The following is a 19,931-nucleotide window of genomic DNA, read 5'->3' as shown; positions in this document are numbered from 1 at the left end:
TCATGTACGGCTCCGAGAGTCGTAGCCATGACGGACTTCCAGGAGCAGCAGCCGCCGCAGCAGCCGTACTACCCGCCGCATCCACCGAGGCCGCCGTACCCCCCGGCGCAGCCGTACGAGGCGACCCCGCCGCCCGGGTCGCCCCAGCCGCACGGATCGACGCAGCCGTACGAGGCCACCCAGCCGTACGGGTGGCCCCAGCCGCACGACGCCACCCCGCACGGGTCACCCCAGCCGCACGAGGCCACCCGGCCGTACGACGCCACCCGGCCGATCACCACCGAGCCGGGAACCACGATCTGGCCGTCCGGCGGGCACGTCCCGCCGCCCGTGGACCCGCCGGTCGCCGTCGCGGCGGCCCCCGCTCCGGGGGCCGGGCGCCGCGCCAAGCGCGGGGTCGGCCTCCTGGCGGCCGTGGCCATCGCGGCCGCGGCGGTCGGCGGCGGCACGGCGACGCTCGTCCAGCAGCTCACCTCCGACACCCCCGCCACCGCCTCCTCGGCCGTGAGCGGCACGAACGTCTCCGCGAGCAGCGTGGGCACGGTCGCCGGGGTCGCGCAGGCCGTCTCCCCCTCCATCGTCGAGATCTCCGCGACCTCGAACTCCGGCAAGTCCACCGGCTCGGGCGTGATCATCACCTCCGACGGCGAGATCGTCACCAACAACCACGTGATCTCCGGCGCCTCCCAGATCAGCGTGCAGCTCAGCGACGGCAAGTCGTACCGGGCCGAGGTCGTCGGCACCGACCCCGACAAGGACCTGGCGCTGATCAAGCTCCAGGGCGCCTCCGGCCTCAAGGCCGCCACGCTCGGCGACTCGTCCAAGGTGAAGGTCGGCGAGGAGGTCGTGGCGATCGGCTCCCCCGAGGGCCTGACCGGCACCGTCACCAGCGGCATCGTCTCCGCGCTCGACCGGGACGTGACGGTCGCCAAGGACGACGACAGCGCCGGCCAGGACCAGCAGCAGGGGCAGGGGCAGCAGTACGACCCGCGGCAGGGCTGGCCGTTCGAGTTCGGCGGGCAGCAGTTCAACGGCGACACGGGCTCGTCGAAGACGACGTACAAGGCGATCCAGACCGACGCCTCGCTCAACCCGGGGAATTCCGGCGGCGCGTTGATCAATATGAAGGGCGAGATCATCGGAATCAATTCGGCCATGTATTCGCCCAGTTCTTCGAGCGGTTCCACGGCCGGAAGTGTCGGCCTCGGATTCGCGATTCCGATCGACACGGTCAAGGCCGACCTCGACGGACTCCGCTCCGGCGGCGACAACTGAACGGCGAACCACCTGGTGAACAGAGCGCGTGCGAGGCTGGTGACATGACTGGCCAGGTGAACGAAGGCGCCCGCGAGCGCATCCTGATCGTCGAGGACGAGCCCGCCGTGCGGGAGGCCCTGCGCCGCAGCCTCGCCTTCGAGGGGTACGACACGCAGGACGCCGTCGACGGGCTCGACGCGCTCGCCCGGATCGAGGCGTACGCCCCCGATCTCGTCGTCCTCGACGTCCAGATGCCCCGCATGGACGGGCTGACGGCGGCCCGGCGGATCAGGGCGTCCGGCTCGACCGTGCCGATCCTGATGCTCACCGCCCGCGACACGGTCGGCGACCGGGTCACCGGGCTCGACGCGGGCGCGGACGACTACCTCGTGAAGCCCTTCGAGCTGGACGAGCTCTTCGCCCGGATCCGGGCCCTGCTCCGGCGCAGCTCGTACGCCTCGGCCGCCGCCGCGCCGGCCGACGACGACGTGCTGTCCTTCGAGGACCTGCGGATGGACCTGGCGACGCGCGAGGTGACCCGGAACGGGCGGACGGTGGAGCTGACGCGCACCGAGTACACGCTCCTGGAGATGTTCCTGGCGCATCCGCGGCAGGTGCTGACCCGGGAGCAGATCCTCAAGGCGGTGTGGGGCTTCGACTTCGAGCCGAGTTCGAACTCGCTCGACGTGTACGTGATGTACCTGCGGCGCAAGACGGAGGCGGGCGGCGAGCCGCGCCTCGTGCACACGGTGCGGGGCGTCGGCTACGTCCTGCGCGGAGGAGGAACCGAGTGACCGGACCCGAGACGCCACGGCCCGGGTCCCGCTTCCGGCCGCTGGCCTGGTTCCGCTCGCGGCCCCTGCGGTCGCGGCTCGCGCTGCTGACCGCGTTCGCGGTGGCCGTCGCGGTCGCGGCGGTCTCGCTGGCCTGCTGGTTCGTGACACGGGCCCAGCTGGAGGCGGAGCTCGACTCCTCGCTGCGGAACAGCAGGCTGGACGGCGCCTCGGTGCAGAGCCTGCTCACCCTGTGCCGCCAGGGCACGACACCGCCGCCGGCGGCCGGGTCGTACACCGTGCAGGTGATCCTCGCCAACGGCAGCGTCTGCACCTCCGGCAAGGCCGCGATCCCCGCCGGGCCCGCCGACCTCGCCGTGGCGCGCGGGCAGCTGTCGTACGCGCTGCACACGGTGAAGGACGACGACGGCCGGGAGATGCGGGTCTACACCTACCCGCAGGAGGGCCCGCCCGGGCTCGCGGTCTCCGTCGCCCGCCCCCTCTCCGAGATCGACAACTCGATGTCCACGCTGCGCTGGGTGCTGCTCCTGGTCTCCGGGATCGGCGTCGTCGGCGCGGGCGCGGCCGGCCTGTGGGTGGCGCGGACCGGCCTGGAGCCGGTGAACCGGCTGACCGGGGCGGTCGAGCACGTGGCCGCGACCGAGGACCTGACCGTCCGCATCCCGGTGGAGGGCGAGGACGAGATCGCCCGGCTGTCCCGCTCGTTCAACGCGATGACGGCGGCGCTCGCGACCTCCCGGGACCGGCAGGCGCAGCTGATCGCGGACGCCGGCCACGAGCTGCGGACGCCCCTCACCTCCCTCCGGACGAACGTCGAACTGCTCGCGCGCAGCGAGGAGACCGGCCGGGCGATCCCGCCGGACGACCGGCGGGCCCTGATGGCCTCGGTGAAGGCCCAGATGACGGAGCTGGCGGCGCTGATCGGCGACCTCCAGGAGCTGGCCCGCCCGGACACGGTGCGGCCGGGGCCGCTGGAGGTCGTCCCGCTCCACACGATCCTGCGCTCTGCCCTGGACCGGGCCCGGCTGCGCGGCCCCGAGCTGACCTTCGTCACGGAGCTCGCGCCCTGGTACGTACGGGCCGAGCCGGCGGCGATCGAGCGGGCGCTCGTCAACGTCCTGGACAACGCGGTGAAGTTCTCGCCGCCCCGGGGCACGGTCGAGGTGACCCTGATGCGGGGCGAGCTGACGGTCCGGGACCACGGTCCCGGCATCCCGCCGGACGAGCTGCCGCACGTCTTCGACCGTTTCTGGCGCTCCCCCTCGGCCCGCAGCCTGCCGGGCTCGGGCCTCGGCCTCTCGATCGTCGCCCGTACGGTCCACCAGGCGGGCGGCGCGGCGAGCCTCTCCCCGGCCCCGGGCGGCGGCACGGTGGCGACCGTCCGTCTGCCGGGGGCGCCGACACCGCCGCCGGGCTCGTCGGTCGTGCCGGATCCGGGTGTACCGGGGTCGGGTGTGCCGGGGTCGGGTGTATCGGGGCCGGGTGTACCGGGGCCGGTCGCGCCGGGGTCAGTTGTGCCGGAGCAGGGCCTCGACGAGGCCTGACCGGGTGTTCGGGTAGTCCATGGGGACGATCCCGAGCCCGGTCCGTCCGGCGGCCTCGGCGCCGTCGAGCCAGGAGTGGACGCGGGGGTTGAGGCGGTCGGAGTTCCAGCGGGGCGGGAGGTAGGCGGAGGTGCTGACGAAGTTCACGTAGAGCCGGCCGGGCTGTGCGACGGCCGTGCGGAAGTGGGCCTCGATCTTGGGGTACTTGGCGTCGGGCAGCGCGTTCCAGTCGTCCTGGATGGCGAAGACGGAGCTGTTTCCCCACCTGAGCCCCGGCAGCCCGCCGTTGTCGGCGAGCAGGACGACCCGGCCGCGGGCCTCGCCGAGGAGCGGCAGTCCGTCGCCGATCCGGAAGAGGGAGCGCCAGCCGCGCGCGTCGAGGTAGTCGTCGAAGACCGCGCGGAAGGTGGCGTCGGACTCCTCCGAGTACTCCTGCTTGACCCGCATGAGGACGGTCTCGGAGGGGTGCGCGGCGAGGAAGTTCCGGCAGGCGACGAGGACGTCCCCGAACATCATGTTCTGGTACGAGGCCCCGTGGTGGATCGCGAAGGACCCGCCGGTCACCCGGCACCGGATGTCCAGGAACCGGATACCGCTGTCCAGCTGCTGGGCGATGGTGGTGTTCTGGCATTCGGACCAGGCGCCGCCGTACCGCGCGCCGGAGTCGTGCGTGCCGGGGATGGTGAGTCGCCGCAGGTCGGTCCCGTCGCCGTGCGCCGCCATCCAGGCCCGTACGTCCACGGCGGAGGCGGCGGGCGCCCCGAGCATCACTCCGGCCCCGGCCGCGAGGGCCCCCACGAGAAAGCGTCGTCGCTCCATGCCCCGGATAATGACAGGGCCACGACAATCATGCCAGGGGTCTTCCGGACGTACGCGAAAGGGGGCGGCGGCCCGTCGGATCGGACCGCCGCCCCCTCGCTCAAGGGGCCCGGAAGGGCTACTTGACGACCGTGATGCGGTCCGTCGCCGGCGCCGGCAGCGGCGCGGCGGCCGAGGAGTGCGCGCCCAGGTAAGCCGTGAACATGTCCAGGTCGGACGCGCCGACCAGCTTGTTCTTGTGCTCCTTCAGGACGGCGAAGCCGTCACCGCCACCGGCCAGGAACTCGTTCATCGCGACCCGGTAGGTCTTCGCCGGGTCGATCGCCTGGCCGTTCAGCCGCACCGAGTCGACCACGATCCGGTCGGCGCCGGTCTTCGTCATGTCCAGGGTGTAGGTGAAGCCCTTCGACACCTGGAGGATCTTCGGGGACGCCAGGTTGAGGCCGCTGACCTGCTGCTGGAGCGTGGTGATGAGCTGGGTGCCGGTCAGGTCGACCGCCGTCATCATGTTGGTGAACGGCTGGACGGTGTACGCCTCGCCGTAGGTCACGACCCCGTCGCCCTCGGCGCCGGCGGCCTTGTGGGTCAGCGGCGCGCGGATGCCGCCCGGGTTCATCAGGGCGAGCTGGGCGCCGCCCTTGTCCGCCGGGGCCATGCCCTCCAGCTGCGCGTCCGCGATCAGGTTGCCCAGCGGCTTCTCGTACACCGTCACATCGAGGGGGTTGTCGATGTCGGCGGAGATGTGACCGACGGGACGGCCGGCGATCGGCGCGGCCAGGTCCTTCCAGCGCTTGATCAGCTTGCTCATGTCGTCGGCCGGGAGCACGTCACGGGTGACGACGTGGTTCGCGGAGGCGACGGCGGTGCGGACGATGTCCTTCGTACGACGGTCGTAGGTGAGCGTCGTGTCGGTGTAGAGCCTGCCGAAGGAGGCCGCCGAGGTGACCGTGCGCGGCTTGCCCGCCGGGTCCGCGATCGTGCACGCGTACGCCTGGTGGGTGTGGCCGGTGACCAGGGCGTCGACCTGCGGGCTGACGTTCTTGGCGATGTCGACGATCGGGCCGGAGATGCCGTTGCCGGGACCCGGGCTGTCGCAGTCGTAGTTGTACGCGCCCGAGGCCGGCAGGCCGCCCTCGTGGAGCAGGGCGACGATCGACTTCACACCCTTGCGCTCCAGCACCTTGGCGTACTTGTTGATCGTCTCGACCTCGTCGCCGAACTTCAGGCCCTTGATGCCCTCGGCGGACACGATGTTCGCCGTGCCTTCGAGGGTGACGCCGATGAAGCCGATCTTGACGCCGTCGCGCTCCCAGACGAAGTACGGGTCGAGCAGCGGCTTGCCGCTCTTCTCGTCCGTCACGTTGGCCGCGAGGTAGGGGAAGTTCGCCCCCTCGAAGGTCTTGCCCTCCTCGAAGCAGCCCGCGGTCGGGTGGCAGCCGCCGTTCTGTATGCGGGCCAGCTCGCGCGCGCCCTCGTCGAACTCGTGGTTGCCGACCGAGCTCACGTCGAGCTTCAGCTTGTTCAGCGCCTCGATGGTCGGCTCGTCGTGGAACAGCCCGGAGACCAGCGGCGAGGCACCGATCATGTCGCCCGCGGCGGCGGTGACGGAGTACCGGTTGCCCTGGCGGGCCTGCCGCAGGTGCGTGGCGAGGTACTCGACGCCGCCGACGTCATTGACGGTCTCGGGCGTGCCGTCCTCCTTGAGGCGGGTAAGCCGGCCCGACGAGCCGGTCGGCGGCTCCAGATTGCCGTGCAGGTCGTTGAAGGACAGCAGCTGGACGTCGACCATCCGGCCCCATCCCTTGCCGTTCCCGTACCCGTCGGCGAACTGGTCCCCGGCGGCACCCGCCGACGACGGCATCGCGGCGACGAGCGCCCCAACGGTCGCAAGTCCGGCCCCGGCGGCCAGAATTCGCCGTCCGGTCTTGTTCTTCCTCGGTGTCGCTGCCATCTCTCCCCTTGCCCCTTGCCCCTTTTGCGGCCTTGATCGACTCCCCCGTCTGCCGGTGCAGCCTAGAGTCAACGCGCGTAGCGCAACAGGGGGTAGCTGGTTACAAGACAGTTGCCCCTGCCTTTCGCCGGGGCGGCGGCACGTCGCCGTAGGCTCGTACCCATGACTCCCGACGCGGCGCCGGCCCTCGAACCCGGACGGCAGATCCACACGTATGACGAGCTCTCCCCCGAGCAGGTCCAGGACGTACTGGAGCTCCTCGAGGCCGCCGACCGGGCCGACGGTCTGCACGCCGTGTCCGAGCAGGGACGGCTCTACCTGCGGCACGGCCGCCGCGAGGGCGTGCGCCACTTCCTGCTCAGCGTCGGCCCGCAGCTCTTCGGCTACGCCCAGATGGAGGAGACCGACCCGATCGAGGCCCCGGCCGCCGAGCTGGTCGTCCACCCGTCCCATCGCGGTCGCGGCCACGGCCGGGCGCTCGGCGCCGCCCTGCTCGCCGCCTCCGGCAAGCGGCTGCGCGTGTGGGCGCACGGCGGGAAGTCGGCGGCCAGGCACCTCGCGCAGGTCCTCGGCCTGACCCTCTTCCGCGAACTGCGCCAGCTGCGGCGACCCCTGACGCCGCTCGACATCCCGGAGCCGGTCCTGCCCGAGGGCGTCACCGTCCGTACGTTCCTCCCCGGCCAGGACGACACGGCCTGGCTCGCCGTCAACGCGGCCGCCTTCGCGCACCACCCGGAGCAGGGCTCGCTCACGCAGCGGGACCTGGACGACCGGATCGCCGAGCCGTGGTTCGACCCGAAGGGCTTCTTCCTCGCGGAGAAGGACGGGAAGCTGATCGGCTTCCACTGGACGAAGACGCACGCCGAGGAGCAGCTCGGCGAGGTGTACGTGGTCGGCATCCTGCCCGACGCCCAGGGCGGCGGGCTCGGCAAGGCGCTCACCGCGATCGGCCTGCGGCACCTGGCGGCGCAGGGGCTGCCGACGGCGATGCTGTACGTGGACGCGGACAACACGGCGGCGGTCACGGTCTACGAGCGGCTCGGCTTCGCCACGCACGAGGTGGACCTGATGTACCGCACGGAGTCGTGAGGCGCACCGGCACTCCGTAACGCCTGTGACGCAGGGGGCGGTTGACACCGCCCCCTTCTTTCCACCACCCTTTCACTACTTGATTAGTGAAAGGGTGGTGGAAGCGATCGTGGTCGAGTACCGCATCGACCGGCGCAGTGGCGTCGCCACCTACCTCCAGATCGTCCAGCAGACGAAGCAGGCCCTCCGGATGGGCCTCCTGGAGCCCGGCGACCGACTGCCCACCGCACGCGAGGTCGTCGAAGCGACGGCCATCAACCCGAACACGGTCCTCAAGGCCTACCGCGAGCTCGAACGCGAGGGCCTCGTCGAGGCCCGCCGAGGCCTCGGCACCTTCGTCCGCGCCACGCTCGGCACGGGCCCCGCCGACTCGCCCCTGCGCGGCGAACTCGCCGACTGGGCCCGCCGCGCCCGCGCCGCCGGACTGGACCGCGAGGACGTGTCCGCGCTCTTCACATCCGTACTGAAGGAACACTTCGAGGGGGACGACGCATGACGAGAGACGGCATCGCACTGGAGGCCGGCCTCCTGGGCAAACGGTACGGAGGAAGGGGCTGGGCCCTACGGGAGTGCGACTTCGCCCTCCCCGCCGGCCGGATCTGCGCCCTCGTCGGCCCCAACGGCGCCGGCAAGTCCACCCTCCTCGCCCTCGCCGCCGGACTGCTGCGCCCCACCGAGGGAACGATCCACGCCCCGGCCCGCGAGCACCTGGCCTACGTCGCCCAGGACAAGCCGCTCCACCCCCGGCTCAGCGTCGCCGACACCCTGCGCATGGGCCGCGAGCTCAACCCGGGCCGCTGGGACGAGAACGCCGCCCAACGGGTGATGGCCGACGAACTCGACCCGCACGCCCTCGTCCGCGACCTCTCCGGCGGCCAGCGCACCCGCGTCGCGCTCGCGCTCGCCCTCGGCAAACGGGCCGAACTGCTCCTCCTCGACGAGCCGATGGCCGACCTCGACCCGCTCGCCCGGCACCAGCTGATGGGCCTGCTCATGGCCGACGCCGCCGAACACGGCACGACCGTCGTCATGTCCTCGCACATCCTCACCGAGCTGGAGGGCTCCTGCGACCACCTCCTCCTGCTCCACGGCGGCCGGGTCCGCCTCGACGGCCCCGTGGACGAGCTCCTCTCCGCCCACACCCTGCTCACCGGCCCGGTCGGCGACCTCACCCCGCACACGGTCGTCGAGTCCCGCACGACGGGCCGTCAACTCACGGCCCTGATACGCCGCGAGGGCCCGGTCGAAGGCCCCTGGGAGACCACGGAACCCTCCCTGGAGGACCTCCTCCTCGCCCACCTCCGCACCGCCCCCGAAGGAGCCCCGGCATGAGCACGCTCACCCTGAAGGGCCCCTACTGGGTGACGGTCCGGCAGTACCGGCGCTCAATCCGGGTGGTGGCGGCCGGAGTCCTGCTGAGCCTCGCGATGATGGCCTGGCTCCGGTACTGGGACGGCCAGACGACCGGCACCTACCAGCAGGACAACGGCCACGCCGTCCTGTGGATCGCCCTGGAATGGGCCTCCACTGCCATGATCTCCCTGCCGCTCCTCGTCGGCGCCTTCGTCGCGGGACCGCTGGTCGGCCGAGAGTTCGAATCGGGCACGTACAAACTCGCCCTCACCCAGTCCGTCAGCCCGGCCCGCTGGCTCGGCTCGAAGCTCTTGGTCGCCGGCGCAGTGACCGTCGGGGCCACCGTCGCGCTGATCGGCGTCTACCGCCTCGGCTGGGCGAACTTCACCGACAGCTGGTCGCTCCGCTGGTACGAGCCGGGCACGTACACGGCCACCGGCCCCGTCGTCGTCGCCCAGGCCCTGCTCGCCCTAGGCCTCGGCGCCCTCATCGGCCAGCTGATCCGCCGCACCGTGACGGCCATGGCCCTCACCGGCCTCGTCACCGGCCTCGTCCTGCTGGTCGTCAGCCAGTTCCGCTGGTCGCTGTTGCCGGTGAAGAGCATGACCGGGCCGCTCACCGAAGGCATCACCACCGTCCTGCCCGCCTCCTCCCGGGAGACCGGCTCCGGGCTGATCACGACCACCGGGGAACGGCTCCCCCTGCAGGCCTGCTGGGAGCGGACCAAGCTGTGGGACGTCTGCCCGGCCGACATGAGCATCGCCGGCCAGTACTGGGACCACCACCCCTCATCCCACTACTGGCCCATTCAGCTCATCGAAACCGGAATCGTCCTCGCCCTCGCCGCCCTCGCCCTCTTCGCCGCCTTCCGCGTCCTCCGCGCCCGGCACGCGTAGCGACCGCCCACCACGCGTAGCAACCGCCCGGGGGCGGGGCCCGCACACGGCCCCGCCCCCGATCAGCAGCCCGTTCAGCCCCCCGACAAGCCCCCGATCAGCCCCCGATTCCCGAACGACATGTCGTCGTTACCGGCCATTCAGACGCGCTTGCGACGCTCACTGAATGAAGCGCTCCGTGACCCCGCCCGGCAGGGCGGCCCTCCCCAAGGGGAGACTTCCCTCCCCCACGGCCCGCTCCGACGCGCCCGACCACCCCTTCGCGCGGAAGAATGGGGCCATGAGCCAGCAGCCCGCCGAGGTCCCGGTCCAGTCCTCCGCCACGCCGTCCGCCCAGACGTCCGAGTCCGCCAGGACGTCCGCCCCGTCGTCCCTCGGGTCCATAGCCCCACACCGCCAGCTCGTCACCGACGGCGGCAGGGTGTCCGACCTCGAGCCCGACGTGGACGCCGACCCCGACACCTACGAGGACGACGGCGCGCTCGGCGACGACCTGCCCCAGGGCCGCTTCCTCGACCGGGAGCGGAGCTGGCTCGCGTTCAACGAACGGGTCCTCGAACTCGCCGAGGACTCGACCACCCCCCTCCTCGAACGGGCGAACTTCCTCGCGATCTTCGCCTCGAACCTCGACGAGTTCTTCATGGTCCGGGTCGCCGGCCTCAAGCGCCGCATCGCCACCGGCGTCGCCACCCGCTCCGCCTCCGGCCTCCAGCCCCGCGAGGTCCTCGACCTCATCTGGACCCGCTCCCGCGAGCTCATGGCCCGGCACGCCGCCTGCTACCAGCAGGACGTGGCGCCGGCCCTGGCCGACGAGGGCATCCACCTGATCCGCTGGCCCGAGCTCACGGAGAAGGAGCAGGCGCGCCTCTTCACCCTGTTCCGGCAGCAGATCTTCCCGGTCCTGACCCCGCTGGCCGTGGACCCGGCGCACCCCTTCCCGTACATCTCGGGGCTCTCGCTCAACCTCGCCGTCGTCGTACGCAATCCGGTCAGCGGCCACCGCCACTTCGCGCGCGTGAAGGTGCCGCCGCTGCTCTCCCGCTTCCTGGAGGCCTCCCCGCAGCGGTACGTGCCCCTGGAGGACGTGATCGCGGCGCACCTGGAGGAGCTGTTCCCCGGCATGGAGGTGCTGGCGCACCACATGTTCCGGGTGACGCGGAACGAGGACCTGGAGGTCGAGGAGGACGACGCCGAGAACCTGCTCCAGGCCCTGGAGAAGGAGCTCATGCGGCGCCGCTTCGGCCCGCCGGTCCGCCTGGAGGTCGAGGAGTCCATCGACCCGTACGTCCTCGACCTCCTCGTGCGCGAGTTGAAGGTCTCCGACGCCGAGGTGTACCCGCTGCCCGGCCCGCTCGACCTGACGGGTCTCTTCGGGATCGCCGGGCAGGACCGGCCGGAGCTGAAGTTCCCGAAGTTCGTCGCGGGCACGCACCGGGACCTGGCCGAGGTCGAGTCGGCGTCCGCGCCGGACATCTTCGCGGCGCTGCGCGAGCGGGACGTGCTGCTGCACCACCCGTACGACTCGTTCTCCACCTCCGTCCAGGCGTTCCTGGAGCAGGCGGCGGCCGACCCGGACGTCCTCGCGATCAAGCAGACGCTGTACCGGACCTCCGGCGACTCGCCGATAGTGGACGCCCTCATCGACGCCGCCGAGTCCGGCAAGCAGGTCCTCGTCCTCGTCGAGATCAAGGCCCGCTTCGACGAGCAGGCCAACATCAAGTGGGCGCGGAAGCTGGAGGAGTCCGGCTGCCACGTCGTCTACGGCCTCGTCGGCCTGAAGACCCACTGCAAGCTGTCGCTGGTCGTCCGTCAGGAGGGCGAGCTGCTGCGCCGCTACTCGCACGTCGGCACCGGCAACTACCACCCCAAGACGGCCCGCCTCTACGAGGACCTCGGTCTGCTCACCGCGGACCCGCAGGTCGGCGCGGACCTCTCCGACCTGTTCAACCGGCTCTCCGGCTACTCGCGCCGCGAGACGTACCGGCGCCTGCTGACGGCCCCGAAGTCGCTGCGGGACGGTCTGGTCTCCCGGATCACCAAGGAGATCGCCCACCACCGGGCCGGCCGGCCCGCGTACGTGCGGATCAAGGTCAACTCGATGGTCGACGAGGCGATCATCGACGCCTGCTACCAGGCCTCCCGGGCCGGGGTGCCGGTCGACATCTGGGTCCGCGGCATCTGCGCCGTGCGCCCCGGGGTCACCGGCCTCTCCGAGAACATCCGGGTCCGCTCGATCCTCGGCCGCTTCCTGGAGCACTCCCGGGTCTTCGCCTTCGGCAACGGCGGCGAGCCCGAGGTCTGGTTCGGCAGCGCCGACATGATGCACCGCAACCTGGACCGCCGGATCGAGGCCCTCGTACGGGTCTCCGACCCGGCCCACCGGGCTGCGCTGACCCGGCTCCTGGAGACCGGGATGTCCGACACCACCTCCTCCTGGCACCTCGGCCCCGACGGGAACTGGACGCGGCACGCGACCGACCCCGAGGGCCGCCCCCTGCGGCACGTCCAGGAGATGCTCATCGACGCGCGGAGGCGCCGGCGTGCACAACCTTGACCCCCTGCGGGACGTCACGGCGGGGGAGGTCGTGGCCCCCTATCTCCACGCCCGGGCCGCGGACTTCCTCCGCGGCCTGCGGATCCACGGCGAGAGCGGCTCGGACTCGGCCGGGGCGGAGGAGGCCGCCCGTACGCTGCGGAGCGCGGCCCGCCGGATCAGCGGCACCCTCCACACCTTCCGGCCGCTGCTCGACCCGGCCTGGGCCGACCAGCTGCGCACCGAGCTCGCCTGGCTCTCCGGCACGCTGGCCCTGGAGCACGCCTGCACCTCCCGGCTCGTCCGGCTGGTGGACTCGCTGTCCCGCCTGTCGAGCGGCAGCGGTCCGGTGCCGGCCGCCCGCGGCGGCGAGGGGGCGGGGCTCACCGTGGGCGCCGCCCGGGCCGGCGCCCTCCTGGAACGCCAGCTGACCCTGGCCCGTACGCGAGCCCATTCGGCGGCCCTCCAGGCCCTCGGCTCCTCCCGCTTCCACGCGGTCGCCGACGCGGTCGCCCTCCTCGCCTCCGACGTGCCGCTCGGCCCGGCGGGCGGCGCCCCCGCCGTCGAGGTCGTGGACGCGCCCGCCGCGGTCGCCGAGCGCCGCCTCCTCGAATCGGTGGCCGCGCTCCCGCTGGCCCGGGCCGCCCACCCGTACAACGCCGACGCGCTGGCCCTCGCCGCCGGCGAGGCCCAGGACGCGCCCTGGCACCGGACCCGGCACCTGCTGCGCCTGCACCGGTACGCCTCCGAGGTCCTGCACACCGGCGGCGAACCCGACCCGGTGCTGTTCGAGTCCGCCCGGGCCCTGGACCGGCACCGGGACGCGGCCGAGGCCGCGACGGCCGCCGCCACCGCCGCCCGCACCCCGCGGATCGCCCCGGCGACGGCGTACGCCCTCGGGGTCCTCCACGCCGACCAGCGCCACGAGGTCGAGGCGGCCCGCTTCGCCTTCCAGCACGCCTGGCGGAGAGCGACGGCCCCGGTGCCATGAACGGCATGAACGGCCTGACCGCCAAGGACCCGGCGCGGGACCCGACGCGGGGCCCTGCGCACGGTCCGGCGCGGGGCCCGGAGCACGGTCCCGCACAGGACCCGGCGCACGGTCCCGCACAGGATCCGATCCGTGCCGCCGGGTGCGTGCTCTGGCGCCCGGCACTTTCCGGCCACGGCATCGAGATCGCCCTCGTCCACCGGCCGAAGTGGAACGACTGGTCCCACCCGAAGGGCAAGCGGAAGCGCGCCGAGTCGGCCGAGGCCTGCGCGCTCCGCGAGGTCCTGGAGGAGACGGGCCAGAGCTGCTCGCTCGGCCCCCGGCTGCCGACGGTCCGCTACGCGGTGGACGGCCGCCCCAAGGAGGTCGACTACTGGGTGGGCCGAGCCCTCGGCGGCACCTTCACCGCGAGCCGCGAGGTCGACGCCCTGCTCTGGCTCCCCCCGGCCGCGGCCCGCACCCGCCTCACCCAGCTGCGGGACCGCGAGCTCCTGGACGCGGCCGTGGCGGCCTCCCGCACCTGAGTCCCCGGCCCGCGGGGTCAGCGCCCGGGGCCGCGCTCGAGGTCCGGCACCCGCTGTCCACGACCGGGGGGTCCGCACCCGGGCTTACGGCACGGTTCACTTCCCGTTCACTCTCTTCGGTCGACCGCTTCACCTGTTCTGCCTAATTTCGGACGTGACGGTGCACGGAGCACAGCGATGCACCCACCAACCGACACACGCCGCCGTAGAACGGTCAGGACAACGGGTCCGCGACAAGGCGGCTTCTGGAAGGAACACCCGAAAGTGAAGCTTTCGCGCAAGAACGGGCTTCGCGCCTCCGCGATCGGTGCCCTCGTCGTCTCCGGCGCCCTGGTCCTCTCGGCGTGTGGCTCGGACAACAACACGGAGACCCCGGCGAAGGAGGGCGGCGCCTCCCAGACGTCCGCCGCCGCGTCGGACATCGCGTGCGAGGGTGCCAAGGGCAAGCTGCTCGCCGCCGGTTCCAGCGCGCAGAGGAACGCGATGGACCTGTGGGTCAAGAACTTCCAGGCCGCCTGTGAGGGCGTCGAGATCAACTACCAGGGCATCGGCTCCGGTGGCGGCATCACCAAGTTCAACCAGGGCCAGGTCGCCTTCGCGGGCTCCGACTCCGCCCTGAAGGAAGAGGAAGTCGCCGAGTCGCAGAAGATCTGCAAGACCGGCAAGGGCGTCAACCTCCCGATGGTCGGCGGCCCCATCGCCATCGGCTACAAGCTGGACGGCGTGGACAACCTCGTCCTGGACGCCTCCACCATCGCCAAGATCTTCGACAACAAGATCACCAAGTGGAACGACCCGGCGATCGCCAAGCTGAACCCGGGCGCCAAGCTTCCCGACTCCACCATCCAGGCCTTCCACCGCTCCGACGAGTCGGGCACCACCCAGAACCTGGGCAAGTACCTCTCGACCGCCGCCGCGGCCGACTGGAAGCACGACCCGAAGGCGAAGTCGTGGCCCGCCCAGGGCGGCCAGGCCGCCAACGGCTCCTCCGGCGTCGCCACCGCGGTCAAGGACACCGAGGGCTCCATCAGCTACTTCGAGCTCTCGTACGCCTCCGCGAACAAGATCTCCACGGTCAGCATCAACACCGGCGCCGCCGCCCCGGTCGCCGCCACCTCGGAGAACGCCTCCAAGGCCATCGCCGCCGCCAAGATCAAGGGCACGGGCAACGACGTCGCCCTCTCCCTCGACTACGCGACCAAGGCCGAGGGCGCCTACCCGATCGTCCTCGTCACGTACGAGATCGCCTGCGACAAGGGCAACAAGCCGGAGACCCTGCCTACCCTGAAGGCATTCCTCAACTACACCGTGAGCGAGGAGGGCCAGAAGGTCCTCGCCGAGGCCGGCTACGCCCCGCTCCCGGCGGAGATCGCGGCCAAGGTCCGCGCGATCGTCCCCACCCTGTCCTGACCCCCGGCCGGGTCCGGCCCCTCCCTTGGGGGGCCGGACCCGGCATCCGGTGCACCGCCGCCAGGAGCCCGCACACCCGTACGGGCGCCGCAGACCGGAGAAGCAGATGGCTACCACCACACCAGACATACAGAGGAGCCGGCGCGCCAAGAACGCGTCCCGCCCCGGGGACCGCATCTTCAGCGGTCTGTCCCGAGGCTCCGGCATCACCCTGCTCGTGATCATGGCCGCGATCGCCGGCTTCCTCACCTACCGCGCCGTCCTCGCGATCTCGAAGGACAGCACGAACTTCTTCACCACCTTCGAGTGGAACCCGGCCGGCAACCCGCCGGTCTTCGGCATCGCCGTCCTCGCCTTCGGCACGATCGTCTCCTCGATCATCGCGATGCTCATCGCCGTGCCCGTCGCGATCGGCATCGCGCTCTTCATCTCGCACTACGCGCCGCGCAAGCTGGCCAAGCCGCTCGCGTACGTCGTCGACCTGCTCGCCGCCGTGCCCAGCATCATCTACGGCCTCTGGGGCGCGATCTTCCTCGTCCCGTACCTGGACGGCCTCAACCAGTGGCTCGACGAGTACCTGGGCTGGACGTACATCTTCGACAAGTCCAGCGACGGCGTCGCCCGCAACCTCTTCACCGTGGGCATCCTGCTGGCGATCATGATCCTGCCGATCATCACCAACGTCACCCGCGAGGTCTTCCTCCAGGCCCCGAAGATGCACGAAGAGGCCGCCCTCGCCCTCGGCGCCACGCGCTGGGAGGTCATCCGCATGTCGGTGCTGCCCTTCGGCCGCTCCGGCATCATCTCCGCCTCCATGCTGGGCCTCGGCCGCGCACTCGGCGAGACCATGGCCGTCGCCGTGGTCCTCTCCCCCAGCTTCCTCATCTCGGGCCACCTCCTCGACCCGGGCGGCGGCACCTTCGCCCAGAACATCGCCGCCAAGTTCAACGAGGCCAACGAGTTCGGCCGGGACGCCCTGATCGCCTCCGGTCTCGTCCTCTTCGTCATCACCCTGCTGGTCAACGGCGCCGCCCGCTGGATCATCGGCCGCCGCAAGGAGTACTCGGGGGCCGCGGCATGAGCCACGCCATACAGGAACGTCCGGTCTCGGTGGCACCGCCCCGCGGATCCCTCTCCCACGCCCGCCTCCCGCGCTGGACCCCGGCGGCCGTCGCCGCCGCCTCCATCGCCGCCGGCATCGGCATCGGCCTCGCCGCCGGCTGGCACAGCAAGGTGCAGTGGGGCATGCTCGCCGCCCTGCTCTTCGTCCTCCTGACGTACGCCGTCACCACCAAGGTCGAAGGCAGCCGCCAGGCCAAGGACCGCGTCGCCACCAGCCTCGTCTGGGTCTGCTTCGTCCTCGCCGTCGTCCCGCTGCTCTCCCTCGCCTGGGTCACGATCAGCAAGGGCATGGAAGTCCTCGACGGCTACTTCCTGACCCACTCGATGAACGGCGTCCTCGACGTCGAGGCCGGCGGCGGCGTCTACCACGCGCTGCTCGGCACCATCGAGCAGGTCGGCATCGCGACCCTGATCGCCGCGCCGATCGGTCTGCTGACGGCGGTCTACCTCGTCGAGTACGGCGGCGGGAAGCTCGCCCAGGCCGTCACCTTCTTCGTCGACGTCATGACGGGCATCCCGTCGATCGTCGCCGGCCTCTTCATCCTCGCCACCTGGAACCTGATGCTGGGCTTCGGCCCCTCCGGTTTCGCCGGCGCGATGGCCCTCGCCATCCTGATGATGCCGGTCGTCGTCCGCTCCACCGAGGAGATGCTCAAGCTCGTCCCGAACGAGCTCCGCGAGGCCTCCCTCGCCCTCGGCATCCCCAAGTGGCGCACGATCCTGAAGGTGGTCCTGCCCACCGCGATCGGCGGCATCACCACGGGCGTCATGCTCGCGGTCGCCCGCATCACCGGTGAGACGGCCCCCGTCCTGCTCCTCGTGTTCGGTACGAAGCTCATCAACCCGAACCCCTTCGAAGGCGCCCAGTCCTCGCTGCCGCTCTACGTGTACGAGCAGTACGCGGTCGGCACCGACGCCGCCGTGGCCCGCGCCTGGGCCGCCGCGCTCGTCCTGATCGCCTTCGTCATGATCCTCAATCTGGTGGCCCGCGGCATCGCCCGCTGGAAGGCCCCGAAGACCGGCCGCTAACCGCGGCTCATTGGAAGTGATTCACATGGCCAAGCGAATCGACGTCAGCGGCCTCTCCGCCTACTACGGCGCCCACAAGGCGATCGACGACATCTCGATGACCGTCGAACCCCGCTCGGTGACGGCCTTCATCGGCCCCTCCGGCTGCGGCAAGTCCACCTTCCTGCGCACCCTGAACCGCATGCACGAGGTCACCCCCGGTGGCCGCGTCGAGGGCAAGGTGATGCTGGACGACGAGAACCTCTACGGCTCGAACGTCGACCCGGTCGCCGTGCGCCGCACGGTCGGCATGGTCTTCCAGCGCCCCAACCCCTTCCCCACCATGTCGATCTTCGACAACGTGGCGGCGGGCCTGCGCCTCAACGGCAAGTACAAGAAGTCCGCGCTCAACGACATCGTCGAGAAGTCCCTCAAGGGCGCGAACCTCTGGAACGAGGTCAAGGACCGCCTCAACAAGCCGGGCTCCGGCCTCTCCGGCGGTCAGCAGCAGCGTCTGTGCATCGCGCGGGCCATCGCCGTCGAGCCGGACGTCCTCCTCATGGACGAGCCGTGCTCCGCGCTCGACCCGATCTCCACCCTCGCCATCGAGGACCTGATCGGCGAGCTGAAGGAGCGCTTCACGATCGTCATCGTGACGCACAACATGCAGCAGGCCGCCCGCGTCTCGGACCGCACGGCCTTCTTCAACCTGGCGGCCGTCGGCCAGCCCGGCAAGCTGATCGAGCTGGACGACACCGAGCGCATCTTCTCCAACCCGAGCGTCCAGGCGACCGAGGACTACATCTCCGGCCGCTTCGGATAAGACGTCCAGCCCGTGTGAACCCACCACCGGGGGCAGCGACAACGCCCCCGGCCCAGGGTGACCACGTGCGGGGCAAGTACGTCTGCGGTGCTGCATGGCGGTGCCACCGCAAGACGAAGGGCCCGGCTCCCCCACAGGGGAGCCGGGCCCAACCATTTCCGGCCACCGATCGAACGGCCGGCCGTCAGCCGAAGAACAGTTTCACCACGTAGTAGCTCGCGGCCGCCACGATCGCCGCCGCGGGCATGGTGATGAACCAGCCCAGGATGATGTTCTTGGCGACACCCCACCGCACCGCGTTGACGCGCTTCGTCGCGCCGACACCCATGATCGCGGAGGTGATGACGTGCGTCGTCGAGATCGGCGCGTGGAACAGGAACGCCGAGCCGAACATGATCGACGCACCCGTCGTCTCCGCCGCGAAACCCTGCGGCGGGTCCAGCTCGATGATCTTGCGTCCGAGCGTCCGCATGATGCGCCAGCCACCCGCGTACGTACCCAGCGAGAGCATCACGGCACAGGCGATCTTCACCCACACCGGAATGTCGTCGCCGGACTGCTGCACATCTGCGATGACCAGGGCCATCACCACGATGCCCATCGTCTTCTGGGCGTCCTGCAGACCGTGGCCGAGCGCCATGCCGGCCGCCGACACCGTCTGCGCGATACGGAAGCCGCGCTTGGCCTTGTGCGGGTTGGCCTTGCGGAACATCCACATGATCGCGCACATGACCAGGTAACCGGCGACCAGACCGACGACCGGCGAGATGAACATCGGGATGACGACCTTGTCGAGGACGCCGCCCCAGAGCACCTCGGTGCCACCGGCCAGCGCCGCGCCCACCATGCCGCCGAACAGCGCGTGCGAGGAGGAGGACGGCAGACCGAAGTACCAGGTGACCAGGTTCCAGATGATCGCGCCCACCAGCGCGGCGAAGAGGATGCCCATCCCCTGGTCGCCGGTCGGGGTCTCGATGATCCCCTCACTGACGGTCTTGGCGACCCCGCTGCCCATGAAGGCACCCGCGAGGTTCATGACCGCCGCCATCGCCAGCGCCGCCCGGGGGGTCAGCGCCCGGGTCGACACCGAGGTGGCGATGGCGTTGGCGGAGTCGTGGAATCCGTTCGTATACGTGAAGCCGAGCGCGACACCGATGGTCACGATCAGAGCGAAGGTGTCCACGAAGCCTCAGGACTCCTTGACCGCGATGGTCTCCACCGTGTTGGCCACGTGCTCGAAGGCGTCGGCCGCCTCTTCCAGCACGTCGACGATCTGCTTGAGCTTGAGCACCTCGATGGCGTCGTACTTGCCGTTGAAGAGCTGCGCGAGCAGCTTGCGGTGGATCTGGTCGGCCTGGTTCTCCAGCCGGTTGACCTCGATCCAGTACTCGGTGAGGTTGGCCATCGTCCGCAGGTTCGGCATGGCCTCGGCGGTCAGCTCGGCAGCCCGGGCGAGGACCTCGATCTGCTGCTCGACACCCTTGGGGAGCTCCTCGACGTTGTAGAGGACGACCAGGTCGACGGCCTCCTCCATGAAGTCCATGATGTCGTCGAGGGAGGAAGCGAGGTTGTAGATGTCCTCGCGGTCGAAGGGCGTGATGAAAGAGGAGTTCAGCTGATGGAAGATCGCGTGGGTAGCGTCATCGCCGGCGTGCTCCGCTGCCCGCATCCGCTCCGCGATCTCGGCCCGGGCGGAAGGTTCCGCCCCGAGCAGTTCCATCAGGAGCTTGGAGCCCGTGACGATGTTGTCCGCGGACGCGGCGAACATGTCGTAGAAGCTCGTCTCCCTGGGGGTCAGACGAAATCGCACGTGAGGT

The 19,931-nt window shown here is 71.0% G+C and carries 18 protein-coding genes; 14 read left to right on the top strand and 4 right to left on the bottom strand.

The window, feature by feature from the left end:
• Positions 1-27: 27 nt before the first annotated feature.
• Genes OG361_RS21745 through OG361_RS21735 form a run of 3 tightly spaced genes read left to right on the top strand, consistent with a single transcriptional unit; the run spans position 28 to position 3,595 of the window.
• Entirely contained in the window at positions 28-1,275 is a 1,248-nt protein-coding gene (locus OG361_RS21745) for a S1C family serine protease (RefSeq protein WP_405855935.1), read from the top strand.
• A 44-nt stretch (positions 1,276-1,319) separates the two neighbouring features.
• The gene (locus tag OG361_RS21740) at positions 1,320-2,051 is read left to right on the top strand and encodes a response regulator transcription factor (protein WP_405855933.1); all 732 of its coding nucleotides are present in this window, start codon (positions 1,320-1,322) and stop codon (positions 2,049-2,051) included.
• Complete coding sequence (locus OG361_RS21735; protein WP_405855931.1) at positions 2,048-3,595, top strand: sensor histidine kinase; 1,548 nt, start codon at positions 2,048-2,050, stop codon at positions 3,593-3,595. The genes OG361_RS21740 and OG361_RS21735 overlap by 4 nt, the downstream gene beginning before the upstream one ends.
• Here OG361_RS21735 and OG361_RS21730 read toward each other — a convergent pair.
• Both OG361_RS21730 and OG361_RS21725 read right to left on the bottom strand, forming a co-directional pair.
• Positions 3,560-4,414 (bottom strand): phosphatidylinositol-specific phospholipase C, encoded by an 855-nt coding sequence (locus tag OG361_RS21730; protein WP_384570020.1) that lies wholly within the window; start codon positions 4,412-4,414, stop codon positions 3,560-3,562. The two genes, OG361_RS21735 and OG361_RS21730, sit on opposite strands and share 36 nt — an antisense overlap.
• A 118-nt stretch (positions 4,415-4,532) precedes the next feature.
• Positions 4,533-6,365, bottom strand: coding sequence for a bifunctional metallophosphatase/5'-nucleotidase (locus OG361_RS21725; protein WP_405855929.1), 1,833 nt, complete (start codon positions 6,363-6,365; stop codon positions 4,533-4,535).
• A 162-nt stretch (positions 6,366-6,527) separates the two neighbouring features.
• On the opposite strand from OG361_RS21725, the gene mshD reads away from it, so the two are divergent.
• From mshD to pstB, 11 genes are all read left to right on the top strand, one after another.
• Positions 6,528-7,454, top strand: a complete 927-nt coding sequence (gene mshD, locus OG361_RS21720) for a mycothiol synthase (RefSeq protein ID WP_405855927.1) — start codon at positions 6,528-6,530, stop codon at positions 7,452-7,454.
• Between the two features lie 109 nt (positions 7,455-7,563).
• Positions 7,564-7,950: a GntR family transcriptional regulator gene (locus OG361_RS21715; RefSeq protein ID WP_384570028.1), complete on the top strand. Its 387-nt coding sequence runs from the start codon at positions 7,564-7,566 to the stop codon at positions 7,948-7,950.
• Complete coding sequence (locus tag OG361_RS21710) at positions 7,947-8,786, top strand: ABC transporter ATP-binding protein (RefSeq protein WP_405855925.1); 840 nt, start codon at positions 7,947-7,949, stop codon at positions 8,784-8,786. Before OG361_RS21715 ends, OG361_RS21710 begins: the two co-directional genes overlap by 4 nt.
• On the top strand, positions 8,783-9,703 hold the full coding sequence (locus OG361_RS21705; RefSeq protein ID WP_405855923.1) for an ABC transporter permease: 921 nt from the start codon (positions 8,783-8,785) through the stop codon (positions 9,701-9,703). Before OG361_RS21710 ends, OG361_RS21705 begins: the two co-directional genes overlap by 4 nt.
• Before the next feature lie 280 nt (positions 9,704-9,983).
• Entirely contained in the window at positions 9,984-12,257 is a 2,274-nt protein-coding gene (locus OG361_RS21700; protein WP_405855921.1) for an RNA degradosome polyphosphate kinase, read from the top strand.
• A complete protein-coding gene (locus OG361_RS21695) occupies positions 12,244-13,227 on the top strand; it encodes a CHAD domain-containing protein (protein ID WP_405855919.1) in 984 nt (327 codons plus the stop codon). The genes OG361_RS21700 and OG361_RS21695 overlap by 14 nt, the downstream gene beginning before the upstream one ends.
• A gap of 5 nt (positions 13,228-13,232) precedes the next feature.
• Positions 13,233-13,751 (top strand): NUDIX hydrolase, encoded by a 519-nt coding sequence (locus tag OG361_RS21690; RefSeq protein ID WP_405855917.1) that lies wholly within the window; start codon positions 13,233-13,235, stop codon positions 13,749-13,751.
• Between the two features lie 264 nt (positions 13,752-14,015).
• Positions 14,016-15,161 carry a phosphate ABC transporter substrate-binding protein PstS gene (gene pstS, locus OG361_RS21685; RefSeq protein ID WP_405855915.1) on the top strand — a complete coding sequence of 382 codons (1,146 nt, stop codon included), beginning with the start codon at positions 14,016-14,018 and terminating at the stop codon, positions 15,159-15,161.
• 106 nt (positions 15,162-15,267) lie between these two features.
• On the top strand, positions 15,268-16,242 hold the full coding sequence (gene pstC, locus OG361_RS21680) for a phosphate ABC transporter permease subunit PstC (RefSeq protein WP_405855913.1): 975 nt from the start codon (positions 15,268-15,270) through the stop codon (positions 16,240-16,242).
• The gene (pstA, locus tag OG361_RS21675) at positions 16,239-17,312 is read left to right on the top strand and encodes a phosphate ABC transporter permease PstA (protein ID WP_384570048.1); all 1,074 of its coding nucleotides are present in this window, start codon (positions 16,239-16,241) and stop codon (positions 17,310-17,312) included. The genes pstC and pstA overlap by 4 nt, the downstream gene beginning before the upstream one ends.
• Positions 17,313-17,337: 25 nt before the next feature.
• Complete coding sequence (gene pstB, locus OG361_RS21670) at positions 17,338-18,114, top strand: phosphate ABC transporter ATP-binding protein PstB (RefSeq protein ID WP_384570052.1); 777 nt, start codon at positions 17,338-17,340, stop codon at positions 18,112-18,114.
• A gap of 184 nt (positions 18,115-18,298) precedes the next feature.
• Here the strand turns inward: pstB and OG361_RS21665 are convergent, their stop codons facing one another.
• Both OG361_RS21665 and OG361_RS21660 read right to left on the bottom strand, forming a co-directional pair.
• Positions 18,299-19,297, bottom strand: a complete 999-nt coding sequence (locus tag OG361_RS21665) for an anion permease (RefSeq protein WP_405855911.1) — start codon at positions 19,295-19,297, stop codon at positions 18,299-18,301.
• A 6-nt stretch (positions 19,298-19,303) separates the two neighbouring features.
• The gene (locus tag OG361_RS21660) at positions 19,304-19,924 is read right to left on the bottom strand and encodes a DUF47 family protein (protein ID WP_327163361.1); all 621 of its coding nucleotides are present in this window, start codon (positions 19,922-19,924) and stop codon (positions 19,304-19,306) included.
• Positions 19,925-19,931 lie beyond the last annotated feature (7 nt).

Origin of the sequence: Streptomyces sp. NBC_00090 (genome assembly GCF_045160815.1) — a bacterium.
Classification (GTDB): Bacteria; Actinomycetota; Actinomycetes; order Streptomycetales; family Streptomycetaceae; genus Streptomyces.
Note: the sequence above shows the minus strand (reverse complement) of the source record. Positions and strands in the feature narration are given on the sequence as shown.

Excerpts from the sequence above, each read along its gene's own strand:
- pstA (WP_384570048.1), top strand. The coding sequence starts at position 16,239 with ATGAGCCACGCCATACAGGAACGTCCGGTCTCGGTGGCACCGCCCCGC.
- OG361_RS21725 (WP_405855929.1), bottom strand. The coding sequence starts at position 6,365 with ATGGCAGCGACACCGAGGAAGAACAAGACCGGACGGCGAATTCTGGCC.
- OG361_RS21730 (WP_384570020.1), bottom strand. The coding sequence starts at position 4,414 with ATGGAGCGACGACGCTTTCTCGTGGGGGCCCTCGCGGCCGGGGCCGGA.
- OG361_RS21710 (WP_405855925.1), top strand. The coding sequence starts at position 7,947 with ATGACGAGAGACGGCATCGCACTGGAGGCCGGCCTCCTGGGCAAACGG.
- OG361_RS21745 (WP_405855935.1), top strand. The coding sequence starts at position 28 with ATGACGGACTTCCAGGAGCAGCAGCCGCCGCAGCAGCCGTACTACCCG.
- pstB (WP_384570052.1), top strand. The coding sequence starts at position 17,338 with ATGGCCAAGCGAATCGACGTCAGCGGCCTCTCCGCCTACTACGGCGCC.
- mshD (WP_405855927.1), top strand. The coding sequence starts at position 6,528 with ATGACTCCCGACGCGGCGCCGGCCCTCGAACCCGGACGGCAGATCCAC.
- OG361_RS21700 (WP_405855921.1), top strand. The coding sequence starts at position 9,984 with ATGAGCCAGCAGCCCGCCGAGGTCCCGGTCCAGTCCTCCGCCACGCCG.
- OG361_RS21705 (WP_405855923.1), top strand. The coding sequence starts at position 8,783 with ATGAGCACGCTCACCCTGAAGGGCCCCTACTGGGTGACGGTCCGGCAG.
- OG361_RS21690 (WP_405855917.1), top strand. The coding sequence starts at position 13,233 with ATGAACGGCCTGACCGCCAAGGACCCGGCGCGGGACCCGACGCGGGGC.
- pstC (WP_405855913.1), top strand. The coding sequence starts at position 15,268 with ATGGCTACCACCACACCAGACATACAGAGGAGCCGGCGCGCCAAGAAC.
- OG361_RS21740 (WP_405855933.1), top strand. The coding sequence starts at position 1,320 with ATGACTGGCCAGGTGAACGAAGGCGCCCGCGAGCGCATCCTGATCGTC.